This is a genomic window from Streptomyces zhihengii, from assembly GCF_016919245.1.
GTDB lineage: Bacteria > Actinomycetota > Actinomycetes > Streptomycetales > Streptomycetaceae > Streptomyces > Streptomyces zhihengii.
In genome coordinates this window covers 569,570-583,456 of the sequence record NZ_JAFEJA010000001.1, presented here as the reverse complement: position 1 = coordinate 583,456, position 13,887 = coordinate 569,570, and the positions used below count along the sequence as shown (strand labels likewise).

Below are 13,887 nucleotides of genomic sequence, written 5' to 3'. Positions count from 1 at the left end.
TTCACTCACGCGGCGGCATCCGCCTCACGGGACACCGGCCGCTCCGCCCTCGGGAGCCCCCTCGCCGTCGTGGTGTCCCGGGCGGCCGGAGAGTGAGGCCAGGTAGTCGTCGAGGAGCTCGACCTGCCGGTGCGGCGGGAAGGCCTCCGGGTCGAACAGGGCCTGGACCACGAGGCCCAGGACGAACGACTGGGCGCCGGCCGCGATCCCCGCCGGGTCGCCCGGGGGAAGTGCGCCGAGTTCCTGGGCGGCGGCGACCCGTTCGGTCAGCCGGTCGCGGCCCGCGGCGTACCTGCGGGCGTGGCCGGCGCTCAGGACGGGGTCGGCGAGGGCCGCGTCCCAGGAGGACACCCAGATCCGGTTGCCGGCGGCGGCCTCCGGCGTCATCGGCAGGATGTCCAGCAGCGCGTCCCGCAGGGTGCCCGGCCCGTGGGGCGCGGCGCGGCCTCCCGGCGCCGCGGTCCGGGTCCCGGCCGCGCGCCGACGGGCGAGTGTGCGCTGTTCGAGCAGGTCGAGGGCGTACTCCACGAGGGCCCGTTTGGTGGGGAAGTAGTGCGTCAGCAGGCCCGTGCTGGCGCCGAGTTCGGCGGCGACGGTGCGCAGGGTCAGGCCGGCGAAGCCGCGCGCGGCCAGGACCTGCCAGACCGCTTCGGAGACGTCGCGCCGGCGCGCCTCGTGATCTCCCTTGGGGCGTGGCATGCCCCCACGGTACATTCCCACAACACCTGTTATGTGAACGGAGGGCCCTCATGTTCATGCGGCCGCTGCGCGACGACGCCCACCTCGCCCCGCTGGAGGTCTGGCACGCCGAGGAATTCGCCGCCCACCTCGACCGGGCGCGTGAGCACATCCGCCCCTGGGTGGGGCCCGCGTTCGTCACCGACGACGTGACCGGCGCGCGCGCCACGCTGCGGCGCTATGCCGAACGCGCGGCGGGCGACGGCGCCCGGATGTACGGCATCCTGCGCGAGGGAGTGCTGGTCGGCGGCGTCATGTTCACCGTCTTCGACGCCGCAGGGGGCTCCTGCGAGCTCGGCTGCTGGGTCGAGCCCGCCGCCGAGGGGCACGGCCTCGTCACACAGGCGTGCCGGCTGCTGCTGGAGTGGGCGTTCGTCACCCGGGGGCTGCACCGGGCCGAATGGCACTGCCGCGCCGACAACGACCGCAGCTCGGCGGTGGCCGAGCGGCTCGGCATGACGCTCGAAGGGGTGCGGCGCGAAGCGTGGCCCTACGGCGGCGCCCGCCACGACAAGCAGCTCTGGGCCGTGCTCGCCCCGGAGTGGCGGGCGGCGGCCGGGGAAGAGCGTCCGGCCCGGTAGGCCCGTGTCCCGGCCGCCCGGACGGGCCCTCGGGGGACGGGCAGGGCGTGCTCGGTTGCCAAGAGGCCATGACGTACGGGATGGTTTCCCCGAGACAACCTTTCCGTCGAACTGATGAGGTGAGGGATCCGCCCGGCGGGTCCTCGGCATTTGGTCTTCACCCACTCGCAAGCCCGCGCGGACAAGGACTCCGACTTCCCGTGGCGCCGCGCCCCCGGACCGGTGCTGGTCGCCGACGCGCAGGGCACCCTCGTGCAGCGCAACGACGCGGCGGGCGCCCTGCTGCCGGCCGCGCGCCCGGGGACGCGTCTGGTGGACGTGGTCCCGGACTGGCTCGCACACGGACACCGGAGCCTGCCGCCGCACGGCCGGCCGGCCGGTCCCGGCGCCGCCGCCCCGCACTCCGGGGTGATCGACGGGCGCCGGTTCGAAGCGCACCCCAGCCTGCGCGACGACGGCACCGTCGCCTGGTGGCTCGTCGACGACACCGACCACCAGCTCGCCCGGGAAGCCCTCCACCGGGAGCGGGAACGCACCGCGTTCCTCGCCGAGGCGTCCAGCGCCCTGCTCGCCACCCTCAATCTCGAGCGCTGCATGGACGTCACGGCGCAGATGGCGGCCGAGAACCTCGCCGACGCGGCCCTGGCCATCGCGCCCACCCGCGCGCGCCGGCTCCCCGTCGTGACCTGCCTGCGCGGAGGCACCCCCACCCTGGCCCACCTGCCCGTGGACCCCGACGACGTGCCGGGCCTGGGCGAGGCCCTGCGCGGATTCCCGCCGGTGCCATCACGCTGGATCGATCCGGTGTCCGCGCCCCCGTGGCTCGTGCCCGAGGGCTTCGGCCCGGTCGGCTCGATAGTGATCACCCCCCTGCCCGGGCACGGCGTCCCCGCCGGCGCCCTGGTCCTGCTGCGCCGTGCGGAGAAGGCGGCCTTCACCGACGAGGAGGAAGTCTTCGCCCGGCTGTTCGCCGCTCGGTCCGGGGCGGCGCTGTCGGCCGCCCGCCTCTACGCGGAGCAGACCGCCATCACCGATGTGCTGATGCGCGAGCTGCTGCCCCCGACCCTGCACCGGATCTCCGGCATGGACCTCGCCGGCAGCTACCGCCCCTCGGCCGACCACGAACGCGTCGGCGGCGACTTCTACGACGTGCACCCCGCCGCCGTCGACGGCGAGGCCGCCCTCGTCACCATCGGGGACGTCTGCGGCAAGGGCCTGGAAGCCGCGGTCCTCACCGGCAAGATCCGCAACACCCTGCACGCCCTGCTGCCCATGGCGGACGACCACCAGCGGATGCTCGGCCTGCTGAACACCGCGCTGCTCACCTCCCACCACGCACGGTTCGCCACCCTCGTCCTGGCCTCCGCCGTACGCAGGGGGGACGCGGTGGACCTCAGGCTGACCAGCGGCGGCCACCCCGCGCCGCTGATCGTCAGGGCCGACGGCACCGTGGAGGAGGCGGACACCCACGGCACCCTGGTCGGAGCCCTGCCCACCGTCACCGCCCGGACCGCCGCCGTCTCCCTCGCACCGGGGGAGTCCTGCGTCCTGTACACCGACGGCATCACCGAGGCGAAGGGCGGGCCGATGGGCGACGCCCAGTTCGGTGAGGAACGCCTCAGGCGCGCCCTCGCAGGCTGCGCGGGCATGCCCTCGGCGGGCATCGTCGAGCACGTCCAGATGCTCGCCGCCCAGTGGCTCGGCACCCGCCACCACGACGACATGGCCGTCGTCGTCATCTCCGCACCACGGACCCACCGCCCCGGCGCGGTGGACGAGCCCGCCCGGGGCAGTCTCACTCCATGAGCACGAGCACCCCTCGCCGCCTGCCGGGCGGCACCCACCCCGGGCGGCTGACGGAGCTGTTGTGGCACAGCGTCTCGGCCGGCGACGAGCACGCGGCCACCGCACTGGTGCTGCGCGCCCTGGAGGAGGGGGCCGACCCGGAGAGCGTGCTGCTCGACGTCATCGGCGCCGTCCAGGGCAGGGTCGGCGAGGAGTGGGCCGCCAACCGGATCACCGTCGCGCAGGAGCACGCCGCGACGGCCATCAACGAACGCGCCGTCTCGGCCCTCGCCCTGCACCCCTCCACCCGCACCCCCGTCACCCGGGGCCGCATCACCGTGGCCTGCGTGGACGGCGAGTGGCACGCGCTGCCCGCCCGCCTGCTGGGCGAGGTGCTGAAGCTGCGCGGCTGGCACGTCGACTACCTCGGAGCCCAGGTCCCCACCCCGCACCTCATCTCCCACCTGCACATGACACGCGCCGACGTGGTCGCCCTGTCCAGCTCGATCGCCGTCAGGCTGCCCGCCGCGCACGCGGCGATCACCGCCTGCCAGGCCGTCGGCGTGCCCGTGCTGGTCGGCGGCGCCGCGTTCGGCCGCCAGGGCCGGTACGCCACCCTGCTGGGCGCCGACGCCTGGGCGCCCGACGCCCGCGCCGCGGCCGACCGGCTCGCCGCCGGGCCGCTGTCCCGTCCGCAGCCCGGCCACCAGCAGATCGACGACCTGCCGCACCTGGCCGACCAGGAGTACACCCTGGTCGTCCGCCACCGCGACGCCCTCGTGCGGAAGGTCTTCACCGCCCTGGAGGACGCCTTTCCCGCCCTGCGCGCCTACACCGACACGCAACGGGACCGCACGGCCGAGGACCTCGCGCACATCGTGGAGTTCCTCGCCACCGCCCTCTACACCGGCGACGACGAACTCTTCACGGAATTCGTCGGCTGGACCGCGCGGGTCCTCGAAGCACGAGGTGTACCCGCGCAGAGCCTGCCGCCGGCCCTGAGCCTCCTCGCCCGCGAACTGGGGGACTTCCCCCGGGCCACCAGGATCCTCCGCCGCGGGACGGAAGCACTCTCCACCGACCACCCCACCGCCGCCGGGAACACCGCATGACCACACAGCCCCCGAACCACCTGCGCCTCGTCACCCTCGACTCCGCCGACTCCGGCAACGGCGTCCGGATAGAGATCCACGGCGACCTCGACTACGACGGCGCCGACCTCCTCCTGGACGAGGTGACCGCCCAGTTGACGGACCGGCCGCTGCTGGAGGACCTGCACCTGCACTGCGGTGCCGTCGGCACGGTGGACTCCATGGGCCTGTCCACGCTGCTCATGATCGGCCGCCGGACCGCCGCCGCCGGGGTCCGTCTGCACCTGGACGACCGACCGGCGAAACTCGACCGCCTGCTGACCGTCACCGGCACCCTCGACCACTTCACCGCGCCGCCGGCCGCCGGCCCCGCGGTCTCCCACCGGACCGGCGCACCGGACAGGACCGGCGGGGACTGAGGCGCTGCCCCCGCCCGGCCCGACACGCGCCGCGCACCACCCTCTTCGACCGCTTGGGACCCGGGGTGGCGGGGAAGGATGGGGGGTGGCGCCCGCCGAGTGCGGCAGGGCGCCCCGTGCATCCGAACGCTCCATCGAGCAGCTCACGAACGGAACCCGTGTGACCATCGCCCCCAGCGACACCACTGCCCCCGTGCGCGTCCCCGGGCGGGGCTGGACCGTCCGGCTCACCGGCCACAGCGACCGCTCGGCGAGCGTCACGTGCACCGCGACCTGCCGGATGCCGGGCCGCTCCCGCGACATCGCCGCCCTGCGCCGCTTCGCCGCCCAGCACGCGGCCGCCCACGCGAAGGCGGCCACCGTCCGGCCGAACGCCTCCTGCCACTGCCGCGCGGAGCGCTGCGAGGCGCACCCGGGCCACAAGGCGCCCTGCGCCGGCGGCGTGGTGATGATCCTGCGGCACGACCCCGTCGTCGGACAGGTCTGGATCGTCGAGGAGGTGTGCGAGACCTGCGCGCCCCTGATCCCGCACGCCCGCGTGCTGGCCCGCGCCGGGACACCGCGCCGGGCGGCGGCCGTGGCACCGGCGGACCCGGACATGCCACCGGCCGCCCAGGTCCCGGCGCCTGCCCGCCCCGGTGTGCCGAGCCTGTTCTCCTCGGCGGGCGCCGCCTCCGACACGGGGCGGCAGACGGTGCGGCGCCCGCGCGGTGACGGACAGCGGCCCCGCCGCCGCCCCCGCCCGGGCGTCTGACCCTCCGGCTCCCTCAAGCGGCTTGCGGCGCGGATTCGCGCGCCGCGCCGAGTGCGCGGCGCCCGCGACACCGTGCGGCAGGCGCCGGATCCGCGGCTGACGACCTGGCCGGCTGCCGCGCGGCCGCGACCGCCGACAAGGGACGGGCGGCGCTCGGCGCGTGCGTCGCCGAGGGCTCGGGCCCGGGGATCCGCGGTGCCCCCGGCCGGTCGCTTCGGTCGACGGCTCGGGCCGGGCGGTGCGGTCCGAGGCGCCGGCGGCCCGTTTCCTGTGAGGGGGCGTACCCCGTCGCGGGCGGTGTCGGGGCGGGTGCGACCGCGCGCCCGGACGTGGTGCATCCGCGAGCACCGGACGGAAGGAAATCGGGGCGTTGCCCGCCTTCCGTCAGGAGACACCGTGCCAGCAGCGCAGCCGTGCGAGGCCGCGGACACCGCACCGCTCCCGCCCCCTCCGGATCCGCTCGCCGCCGCTCGCCACGCCTTCTTCCGCCGCGCCCACCGGCTCCCGGACGGCCCCCGACCCGTCGGGCGCCCCGACACGGCCCTCGGCACCCGTCCCGCTGCGCGCCCCGGCACGACCCTCGACGCGTGCGCCGACACACGCCCCGATCGCGCCCTCGACGCGTGCGCCGACACAGGCCCCGATCGCGCCCTCGACGCGGACCACGGCATGGACCTCGACGTGGACCTTGACGTGGACCTCGACAGGGAGCGCGACCGGGCCGGTGACCTGGGCCTACTCCTGGACGCCGAGTACGGACCGCACCCCCGCGCGCTGCCGGCCGGCCCCGCCGCCGCGCCCGGCCGGCGGGACGCGGTCCTCGCCTCCCTGCGCCGGGCCTGCCGCCTCGGCGCACCGCTCACCCCTGAAGCGCTGCTCGCCCACGCCTCCGGCGGGCCCAGAACCGTCGCTGTCCTGACCGAGATGTGGCCGGACACCGTGCGCAGACACGGCCGCCGGCGTGCCGAACGGGCGCTGCGCCACCTGCTGCTGAGCGGTGCGTCCGACGCCGCCCGCACAGTCTTTCTGCTGGACAGTGCCGAGTCGGCGGACCTCGCACCCCTGTCCGCCGCAGAGGCGTCGCGGCTCACCGACACCGGTGACCGGGCCGCCCGCCACGCCTTGTGGCGCTACCTCCACCACGTGCCCGGCGGCACCGCCCACCTGCCCGCTCCCGGCGCCGGAGCGGACCCCTACGAGCGCCTGCTCCTCGCCCCGCCGGACCTCGGCCACGACGATCCCGGTGACGTCTCCGGGATCGTCGTGGCCCAGGCCATGCTGCAGGGCGGACTGGAGACACCGGGGCAGGGGTCGAGCGGCGGGCTGTCCGTGCTGCTGGGCGGCCTCGGCGACCGGCTGGCCTCGTGCGCCGGCATCGGACGCGTCCTGACGATCGTGACCGCCGGCCACGACCTCCTGGAGCACGACCGCGCCCTCCTGCACCGACGGCGCCCCGGGCACTGGGTCCTGCGCCTGCCCGTCGACTCTCCGGCGCCACCCCAGCCGGACACCTGGCCGGCGCACCGCGCCGCGCTCACCTGGTGGGCCCACCGTCTGCTGCGCGCCCTGCCGTTCGCGGTCGACGTCGCGCATCTGCGCTACGGCGACGACGGCAGTCTCGCCCTCGCCGAGGCCGCGTCCCGCACCGGAGCGCGGCTGTTCTTCACCGCCACTCCGGACCCCCACCGCACACTCGTGCGGAAGTACACCGAAGCGGGACCGCACGATCCGGGACGCGGAGAACTGCTCCGCGACGAGCTGCACCGGGTGTTCTGCGCCGACCGCCTGGTGGACCGGGCCGACACCGTGCTCGGCATCCCCGGGCGCTCCGGCACCCGGGAGCTCCTCGCCCACTACCCCGTCCTCGGCGACCGGTACGGGCCCCGGGGCCCCGCCGCTCCGCCCGAGGGGATCGCCCCGTACACACCCGCGCGGAACGAAGGCCCGCTGCGCCGGCGGATGCTGGACGACCTGTTCGCCGGCGGTGACCGCCCCGACGCGCTGGCGCCGCAGGACCGCCCGCTTCCCCTGTTGCTGTGCGTGGGCCGGCTGCACCCCGTGAAGCAGCAGGACCTGCTGGTGCGCACCTGGCTCGCCACCGAACTGTGGCGCACGACCACCCTGGTCGTCGTCGGCGGCGGCACCGCGCGGCCCACACCGCCCGAGCGCCGGATGCGTGAGGCGCTCGGCACCCTGCTGCGCGGCCATGACGCGGCCGGCCGCCGGCTGGCGGTGCTGCCCGCCCTGCCGAACGACGCCGTCCGCCGCCTGGAACGGGCACTGGCCGATCCGGCGAACGGCGTGCCCGCCTGGTACGTCTGCCCGAGCGTCAAGGAGGAGTTCGGTCTGGCGGTGCTGGAGGCGATGGAAGCGGGTCTCCCGGCCGCCGGGCCGAGCCGCGGGGGAGTGCCCCACTACCTGCGGGGCGGGGTCAACGGCCTTCTCCTCGACACCTCGTCGGCCGCCGGTCTGGCTCGGGGCCTGCACCGGCTGGCGGCCGTGCCCGAGGACGGGCGCCGCCGACTCGCCCTGGCCGGGCGGGAGACGGCGGCCACCCGGTACTCGGTGGCCGACATGGCGGACGCGCTGGCCGGGCAGTACCGCACCACGGCCCGGCGCACTCTCGGCCCGCTGCGTCCCCGGTGGGAGGTGGACGGTGGAGCACACCGATGAACGGACACTGGCGGCGACGGCTCTCGGCGAGGAACCGGCCCCGGCGGCCGCCGGTCATCTCGGCCGATGCCGCGAGTGCGGCGGCGAGTTGGAGCAACTGCGCCGTGCCGTCGCGTCGATGAGGACCCCGTCGCCGGCCGACCGGGATCTGCTCGCGCCACCGGAGCGTGTCTGGACCTCGATCACCGAGGCGCTGTCCGTTCGCGGGGAGCCGGACGCGCCGCCCGTCGGAGGCGACACCTCCGAGGCCTCCGCGGTCTGACGCCTTGGAGGTCTGGCACCTCGGAGGCATGACGCCTCCGAGGCCCGGACGTCAGCCGGCCGGCTCCGCGTTCCCCGATGGCGGCGTCAGCTCCCGGAGGATCTCCCTCCAGACGCGCTCGGGCGGAGCCGCCGGCAGATCGGGCTCCTCGATGCCGTGGGCCGCGGCCACCACCCGGTCGAGCCGGGCCAGTCGACCGCGGCAGGGCCCGCAGCGGGCAAGGTGGCGCAGCGCCTCGTCGGCACCGCCCGCAGCGGCGTTCCCCAGTGCCAGATCCGCCAGCAGATCGTGCGTGAGGTGCGGCACGGCGACCTCGCGTCGGTGAGGAGTCACTCTGGTGTTTCGCGCGGCGGGCGCGCACCGGATGCGGCCGGAAGACCTGGTGGGGGCCGGTGGACGGCTCGGCGGGCGGCCCAAGGCGGACCTTGTTCGGCCAGCGGGCCCTGTGGGCCCCTGGTCGACTACGCGGCCTCGGGAAGCCCCTGCTCGATTCCGTCCCTGAGCTTCTGGAGCCCGCGGCGGCAGTGGCTCTTCACCGTGCCGAGCGGGATGCCCGTGCGGCGGGCGATCTGGGTGTGCGTCAGGTCGTCGAAGAAGGCCATGCAGAGGATCTCCCGCTGCACCGGCGCCAGGCTTGCCAGCTCGTGCACGAGCAGCACGCGGTCGAGGACGGCCTCCGGGGGCGCCGCGGGAGGTTGCGTCGTTTCCGCCATGCTCGCCGCGGCCTTGGCGAGCGTCAGCCGCCTGGTCCTGGCCGCCAGTGCGTCGATGATCTTCCGGCGGGTGATGCCCACCAGCCAGGCGCCCAGGGGCCCGCGCTCCTGGTGGAATCCGGCACGGCCGCGCCACGCGCCGATGAACACCTGCTGCGTCACGTCCTCGGCCTCCCAGGAGTCTCCGAGCGAACGTGTCGCCATCGTGTGCACCAGTGGGCTCCACTTGCGGTAGATCGCCGCGAAGGCGACTTCGTCCGCCTCCCGCAGGCCGCGGCCGAGTTCCTCGTCAAGCAGCGCGTCGCCGCCGGGGGCGACTGCGGTGGTGCCGGGGCTTGTCCGGAGGCTCATGGCCGACTCCTCGGGCCGTGTGCCGCACGTGTCCGGGAGCCGGGCCGGCCCTCGTCCCACATGAACGGTGGTGCGCGTTCACCGTGCGGTCGGACCCTCAGTCTTGGACGCATAAACGACGCAAGCAACATGCGTCGTTTATGCGTCATATGCTGCCGGTGTGAAGGTGCCGGGCGACGACGCGGAGCAGGCGGACGACTCCGCCGGTCTGACCACCGGCGAACTGGCCGGGCGCCTCGGCGTGGCCCCGACCACGATCCGCTCCTGGGGCCGCAGATACGGACTCGAACCCGCCGCGCACACCCCGGGCGGACATCGCCGCTGGTCACCGGCCGATGTGGCGAGACTGGAGCGCATGCGCGCCCTCACGTCGACCGGACTCGCCCCCGCCGAGGCCGCGCTCCTCGTGCGGGGCGGGCCGGCCGAAGCACCGCGCTTCGCGCGCCGAGCAGCCGCCGAAACGGCGCACCCGGAGGAGGGCGCCGCCACCGGCGCGGTGGCGGCGGGCGCCGCGGAAGCGGCACCACCGCTGCCGGTCGGCCCGGACGGCCCGGTCGGCCCGGTCGGCCCTGGCGCGGACGGCCCGGATCACGTGGACGGTCTCGACCGACCGGACCCCGCGGACCGCGGGGACCGTCCGAGCACCGCGGGCCGTCCGCACCGCGGGGACCGCCCGAGTACCGCGGGCCGTCCGGACGGCCCGGACCGCCCGGGCGGCCTGGACCACCTGCCCGACGGACCTCTGACCGGGCCCGGCGCGCCCACCGCGGAGCGCCCCGACCTCGTACGCGCCGCGCTGCGTCTCGACTCCGCCGCCATGGACGCGATCCTGCGGGCCGCGCTGGCGTCGCACGGTGTCGTCGGCGCCTGGGACCAGGTGATCACGCCCGCACTCCGGGCCGTCGGCCGTCTGTGGGAGACGTCGGGCGAGCGCTACATCGACATCGAGCACGCCCTCACCTGGCACGTCTCCGGTGCCCTGGGCCGGTGCGTCCCCCGGGGCGCCGACCGGCGGGGCGCGGCCACCGTGCTGGCGTGCATGCCGGGCGAGGACCACACGCTGCCGCTCCAGGCGCTCGCCGCCGCGCTGGCCGAACGCCGGCTCCCGGTGCGCATGCTCGGCGGAGCCCTTCCCGCCGAGCCGCTCGTGGCCGCCGTCCGGCGGACCGGTCCGGCGGCGGTGGGGCTGTGGTCCCAGTCCGTCGCCACCGTGAGCCGGGCCCTCGCCGCGCAGGTCGCCGCCATGGAGTGGGGAGTGCGCGGAGCACGCCGGAGACCGGCCGTCCTCCTGCTGGGACCGGGCTGGACGGGGCGGACCGTCCCCGGCGCGCACCACCCGCCCGGGCTGGCCGAGGCCGCGGACCTGTGCGCCTCACTCGGCAGGGAGTGAGGCGCGACCCCGGCGCCCGGCGGGCCCTGTGCGCTCGCCCATGACGCGCAGCAGCTCCCCGGCGGCCCATCGGGGACCCCGTGTGCGCAGCCGCGCGGCGAACCATGCGGCGTGGGCGCGCGCGTCGCCCGGCAGGGCCTCCAGCAGCGCCGGGACGGCGGAGGCCGACAGCGCGTTCGGGTCGGCGACGACTCCCGTGCCCGCGCACTCCGCGTCGCGGGCGACGGCGAACTGGTCGCTGGAGAACGGCAGCACCAGCGCGGGCACCCCGGCGCGCAGGCACTCGGTGAACGAGTTGCCACCGCCGTGGTGGACCATGACGTCCACGTGTTCGAGCAGCGCCTGCTGCGGCACCGACGGCACCACCACCGCCCGGTCGCCCGCCAGGTCCGCCAGCGCGCCGGCGCGTTCTCCCGCAGCCACGATCACGGCCGTGTCGGGCAGGCCGCCGAGCACGCCCTCGGCGACGGCGCGCAGGACGTCGTGGCGAGCCGACAGGAAGGTGCCGAAGGCCACGAGGACGATCCGTCGCGCATGCCGGCGCAAGGCGTCCAGCCGCGCCGACCAGGCGGCGTCCAGCGGTGCGGGCGGGGCGGCCAGATGGTCGGCGAACAGGCGCACCGGGCCCGGCGGGGGTGCGGGCAGCCAGGAGAACTCCGGGTAGGCGTGCACGACGGCGTGCGGTGAGCAGAGCGCGAAGGCCCGCCCCGGAGCCGGGGCCGAGGGCGCGTGGCGCGTTGCGAAGTCGTGGAACGCCTCGGTGAACGCCGTGTCGTTCCGGCGCGCGGCCCCGAGCAGGAGGCCCGCGTCCGCCGGGGACGGCCGCAGGGACGCGGGCCAGTCGTAGGGCACCCCGAAGTACGCGTCCGGGTCCGCCGGCAGATAGCCGGGATGACCGGGACAGAACGTGGCGTAGGGCACCCCCATGCAGTGCAGCGCCAGCGTCACGGCGAAGCCGAGCTGGTCGGTGACGTACCAGTGCGGGCGCAGCCGCTCGTGGAGACCGCGCAGCGCGTTCAGGACGCCCTCAGGGTCCGCCAGCATGTCCGCGCGCCGGTGACGGGCCTGGGTGAGCAGCGTGGGGACGGCCCCGGCGCGCGTGGCCTCCAGGAACTCCCGCAGACGGGCGGCCTCTTCGGCCGGCTGCCGGGTCGCCTCGGCGACCCCGGTGTTGGCGTTGCGGGTCACGGTCAGCGGGACGAACGTGACCCCGTCGCCCCGCGCGAGACCGGCGAACTCCGGTGCGCAGGCGAAGAACACGTCCGCCCCCTCGGCGGCGAGCGCGGTGGCCAGCACGGACAGGGGGGTGGCGTGGGAGGCGAACGGCGGGCTGACGACCACGACGCGGGGCATGGAATCCCTTCGGCAGAGCGGCACCGGGCGGCGGCCGGGCGGACGTCGTGCGGGGGTCCCGCCCGGCCGGGTCATGGTGTCCGGTCGTCCCGTCATCCGGTCGTCCCGTCGTCCCGCTGTCCCGTCGTCCGGTTGTCCGGCGGGACGCATGCCCGGCCGGGCCGTGCCGTCCGGTCGTTGATCCTCCTTCCGCGGGGGGCGTCCCGCCGGATGCGGACGACGGGGCGCCCTCGCGGGACGGTGCGCGGCGGACGGGGGCCGCATGGCCCCGGTCCGCCGCCGACCGGCCGCCGAAGGGGGCCTGCCGGCCCTGTGCACGCGCCCCCGCGGCGGGCACCGTGGCAGTGGGGGACGCGGGATGCGGTCTCCAAGGACCTGGTCCACATCGGTGGAGCCCGCTCCGGCCGGAGCGAGGAGTAGGACGATGACCGGAGACACGGTGGAACGCAGGCACAGCCTGTTCCCCGACTTCAACGACTGGTTCAACCGCGAGTTCCCGGGCCTGCCCGGCTGGCGCCCGGGCGGCGCCGCGCACTCCATCCCGGTGGAGGTGACCGGCGGCGACGGCGCCTACGTCCTGCGGGCCGAACTGCCCGGGATGGACCCGGACGACGTCACCGTCACCGTCGAGGACAACCTGCTGACGGTGAGCGCTGAGCACACCGGGAGCGACGAGGACAAGGAGCACTCGGAGTTCCGCTACGGATCGTTCCGCAGGACCGTGAGGCTGCCCGGCACGATCCCGGCCGAGGACGTCGGGGCCTCCTACAAGGACGGGATCCTCACCGTCCGCGTCCCCCTGCCCGAGGAGCGTGCCGGGACCCGGCGCACCGTCCCCGTGCGGCGGGCGGACGAGGAGGCGCGGTCATGACCGCCAAACGCGTCCTCGTGGCGTACGGCAGCAGGCACGGCGCCACCGCGGGCATCGCCGACGAGATCGGCAGGACCCTCCGGGAGGACGGCTTCGACGCCGTCGTCCTGCCGGCCGACACCGTCACGGACGTCAGCGGATACCAGGGAGTCGTTCTCGGCGGAGCCCTCTACGCGGGCCGCTGGAACGGCAAGGCGCGGCGCTGCGCCCGGCGCAACGCCGAACAGCTCCGCGAGAAGCCGCTCTGGCTCTTCAGCAGCGGCCCGGTCGACGACTCCGCCGAGCAGCACGACATCCCACCCGTGCACGGTGTGGCCCGCCGGATGAAGAACCTGGGCGCGCGCGAGCACATCACCTTCGGCGGCGCCGTGACCGGCGACACCGCCGGGAGCATCGCCCGCTCCATGGTCCGCCACGGCAAGGGCGGCGACTTCCGCAATCCGGCGCGCATCCATGCCTGGGCACACCACATCGGCACCGAGCTCGACGCCGGGAGCTGAACGACCCGTTGCCGTAACCGGCTCACGTCGCCGGAGCGCGAGGGCCTGGTCACCGGTCCCGCATCCGACGGCACGCGGCCCGGACGGCCGCCCGAGTGCCCTGCCCTTCGCGGCGGTTGCGCTCAGGTCTCCGTGCTGTTGCGCAGGCGGGTGACGGCACGCTGCAGATCCTCGTACGCGCGCTGTTCGTCGCGCTCGCCGGCGTGCGCGGCGTTGAGGAGGCTGTGGCGCCTTCCCCGCACGCGTGCGTAGGCGTCGAAGCAGATGACGACCGCGTCGATCAGCGAGCGCTGCTGGGCACCTGGATCAGGTCGACTTCCGGATGTCACGGCACAGCCCTTCTCGCACGACGAAACCGTCGCCGACCAGACTTCCCGGCACACCACTCGTCACCTGTCGAGACGAG

15 protein-coding genes are annotated in these 13,887 nt (G+C 75.7%); 10 read left to right on the top strand and 5 right to left on the bottom strand.

Going from position 1 to position 13,887, the window contains the following annotated elements; genetic code table 11:
• Positions 1–24: 24 nt before the first annotated feature.
• Positions 25–699 (bottom strand): TetR/AcrR family transcriptional regulator, encoded by a 675-nt coding sequence (locus tag JE024_RS02515; RefSeq protein WP_205371981.1) that lies wholly within the window; start codon positions 697–699, stop codon positions 25–27.
• A 50-nt stretch (positions 700–749) separates the two neighbouring features.
• On the opposite strand from JE024_RS02515, the gene JE024_RS02510 reads away from it, so the two are divergent.
• From JE024_RS02510 to JE024_RS02480, 7 genes are all read left to right on the top strand, one after another.
• Positions 750–1,319, top strand: coding sequence for a GNAT family N-acetyltransferase (locus tag JE024_RS02510; RefSeq protein WP_205371980.1), 570 nt, complete (start codon positions 750–752; stop codon positions 1,317–1,319).
• Positions 1,320–1,541: 222 nt separating this feature from the next.
• Positions 1,542–3,125 carry a PP2C family protein-serine/threonine phosphatase gene (locus tag JE024_RS02505; RefSeq protein WP_244883113.1) on the top strand — a complete coding sequence of 528 codons (1,584 nt, stop codon included), beginning with the start codon at positions 1,542–1,544 and terminating at the stop codon, positions 3,123–3,125.
• The gene (locus tag JE024_RS02500) at positions 3,122–4,216 is read left to right on the top strand and encodes a cobalamin B12-binding domain-containing protein (protein WP_205371979.1); all 1,095 of its coding nucleotides are present in this window, start codon (positions 3,122–3,124) and stop codon (positions 4,214–4,216) included. The genes JE024_RS02505 and JE024_RS02500 overlap by 4 nt, the downstream gene beginning before the upstream one ends.
• Positions 4,213–4,614: an STAS domain-containing protein gene (locus JE024_RS02495; protein ID WP_205371978.1), complete on the top strand. Its 402-nt coding sequence runs from the start codon at positions 4,213–4,215 to the stop codon at positions 4,612–4,614. Before JE024_RS02500 ends, JE024_RS02495 begins: the two co-directional genes overlap by 4 nt.
• A 160-nt stretch (positions 4,615–4,774) precedes the next feature.
• A complete protein-coding gene (locus tag JE024_RS02490) occupies positions 4,775–5,368 on the top strand; it encodes a hypothetical protein (protein ID WP_205371977.1) in 594 nt (197 codons plus the stop codon).
• A gap of 396 nt (positions 5,369–5,764) precedes the next feature.
• Complete coding sequence (locus tag JE024_RS02485) at positions 5,765–8,041, top strand: glycosyltransferase family 4 protein (protein ID WP_205371976.1); 2,277 nt, start codon at positions 5,765–5,767, stop codon at positions 8,039–8,041.
• Complete coding sequence (locus JE024_RS02480) at positions 8,025–8,303, top strand: hypothetical protein (RefSeq protein WP_205371975.1); 279 nt, start codon at positions 8,025–8,027, stop codon at positions 8,301–8,303. The genes JE024_RS02485 and JE024_RS02480 overlap by 17 nt, the downstream gene beginning before the upstream one ends.
• Before the next feature lie 51 nt (positions 8,304–8,354).
• Here the strand turns inward: JE024_RS02480 and JE024_RS02475 are convergent, their stop codons facing one another.
• Both JE024_RS02475 and JE024_RS02470 read right to left on the bottom strand, forming a co-directional pair.
• Positions 8,355–8,636 (bottom strand): hypothetical protein, encoded by a 282-nt coding sequence (locus tag JE024_RS02475; RefSeq protein WP_205371974.1) that lies wholly within the window; start codon positions 8,634–8,636, stop codon positions 8,355–8,357.
• Positions 8,637–8,764: 128 nt separating this feature from the next.
• The gene (locus tag JE024_RS02470) at positions 8,765–9,367 is read right to left on the bottom strand and encodes an RNA polymerase sigma factor (RefSeq protein WP_205371973.1); all 603 of its coding nucleotides are present in this window, start codon (positions 9,365–9,367) and stop codon (positions 8,765–8,767) included.
• 160 nt (positions 9,368–9,527) lie between these two features.
• Here JE024_RS02470 and JE024_RS02465 point away from each other — a divergent pair, with 160 nt between their 5' ends.
• Complete coding sequence (locus JE024_RS02465) at positions 9,528–10,757, top strand: MerR family transcriptional regulator (RefSeq protein ID WP_244882548.1); 1,230 nt, start codon at positions 9,528–9,530, stop codon at positions 10,755–10,757.
• Here JE024_RS02465 and JE024_RS02460 read toward each other — a convergent pair.
• A complete protein-coding gene (locus JE024_RS02460) occupies positions 10,740–12,110 on the bottom strand; it encodes a glycosyltransferase (protein ID WP_205371972.1) in 1,371 nt (456 codons plus the stop codon). The genes JE024_RS02465 and JE024_RS02460 overlap by 18 nt on opposite strands.
• 424 nt (positions 12,111–12,534) lie before the next feature.
• Here JE024_RS02460 and JE024_RS02455 point away from each other — a divergent pair, with 424 nt between their 5' ends.
• Together JE024_RS02455 and JE024_RS02450 are read left to right on the top strand one after the other, a co-directional pair.
• Positions 12,535–12,981 carry an Hsp20/alpha crystallin family protein gene (locus JE024_RS02455; protein ID WP_205371971.1) on the top strand — a complete coding sequence of 149 codons (447 nt, stop codon included), beginning with the start codon at positions 12,535–12,537 and terminating at the stop codon, positions 12,979–12,981.
• Positions 12,978–13,481, top strand: coding sequence for a flavodoxin domain-containing protein (locus tag JE024_RS02450; protein WP_205371970.1), 504 nt, complete (start codon positions 12,978–12,980; stop codon positions 13,479–13,481). The genes JE024_RS02455 and JE024_RS02450 overlap by 4 nt, the downstream gene beginning before the upstream one ends.
• Positions 13,482–13,603: 122 nt before the next feature.
• Here the strand turns inward: JE024_RS02450 and JE024_RS02445 are convergent, their stop codons facing one another.
• Positions 13,604–13,810, bottom strand: a complete 207-nt coding sequence (locus JE024_RS02445; RefSeq protein ID WP_205376766.1) for a hypothetical protein — start codon at positions 13,808–13,810, stop codon at positions 13,604–13,606.
• Between the last annotated feature and the right edge of the window lie 77 nt (positions 13,811–13,887).

Bases quoted from the DNA above. Each gene is read 5' to 3' on its own strand.
- JE024_RS02495 (WP_205371978.1), top strand. From the start codon at position 4,213: ATGACCACACAGCCCCCGAACCACCTGCGCCTCGTCACCCTCGACTCC.
- JE024_RS02455 (WP_205371971.1), top strand. From the start codon at position 12,535: ATGACCGGAGACACGGTGGAACGCAGGCACAGCCTGTTCCCCGACTTC.
- JE024_RS02450 (WP_205371970.1), top strand. From the start codon at position 12,978: ATGACCGCCAAACGCGTCCTCGTGGCGTACGGCAGCAGGCACGGCGCC.
- JE024_RS02515 (WP_205371981.1), bottom strand. From the start codon at position 699: ATGCCACGCCCCAAGGGAGATCACGAGGCGCGCCGGCGCGACGTCTCC.
- JE024_RS02500 (WP_205371979.1), top strand. From the start codon at position 3,122: ATGAGCACGAGCACCCCTCGCCGCCTGCCGGGCGGCACCCACCCCGGG.
- JE024_RS02470 (WP_205371973.1), bottom strand. From the start codon at position 9,367: ATGAGCCTCCGGACAAGCCCCGGCACCACCGCAGTCGCCCCCGGCGGC.
- JE024_RS02460 (WP_205371972.1), bottom strand. From the start codon at position 12,110: ATGCCCCGCGTCGTGGTCGTCAGCCCGCCGTTCGCCTCCCACGCCACC.
- JE024_RS02510 (WP_205371980.1), top strand. From the start codon at position 750: ATGTTCATGCGGCCGCTGCGCGACGACGCCCACCTCGCCCCGCTGGAG.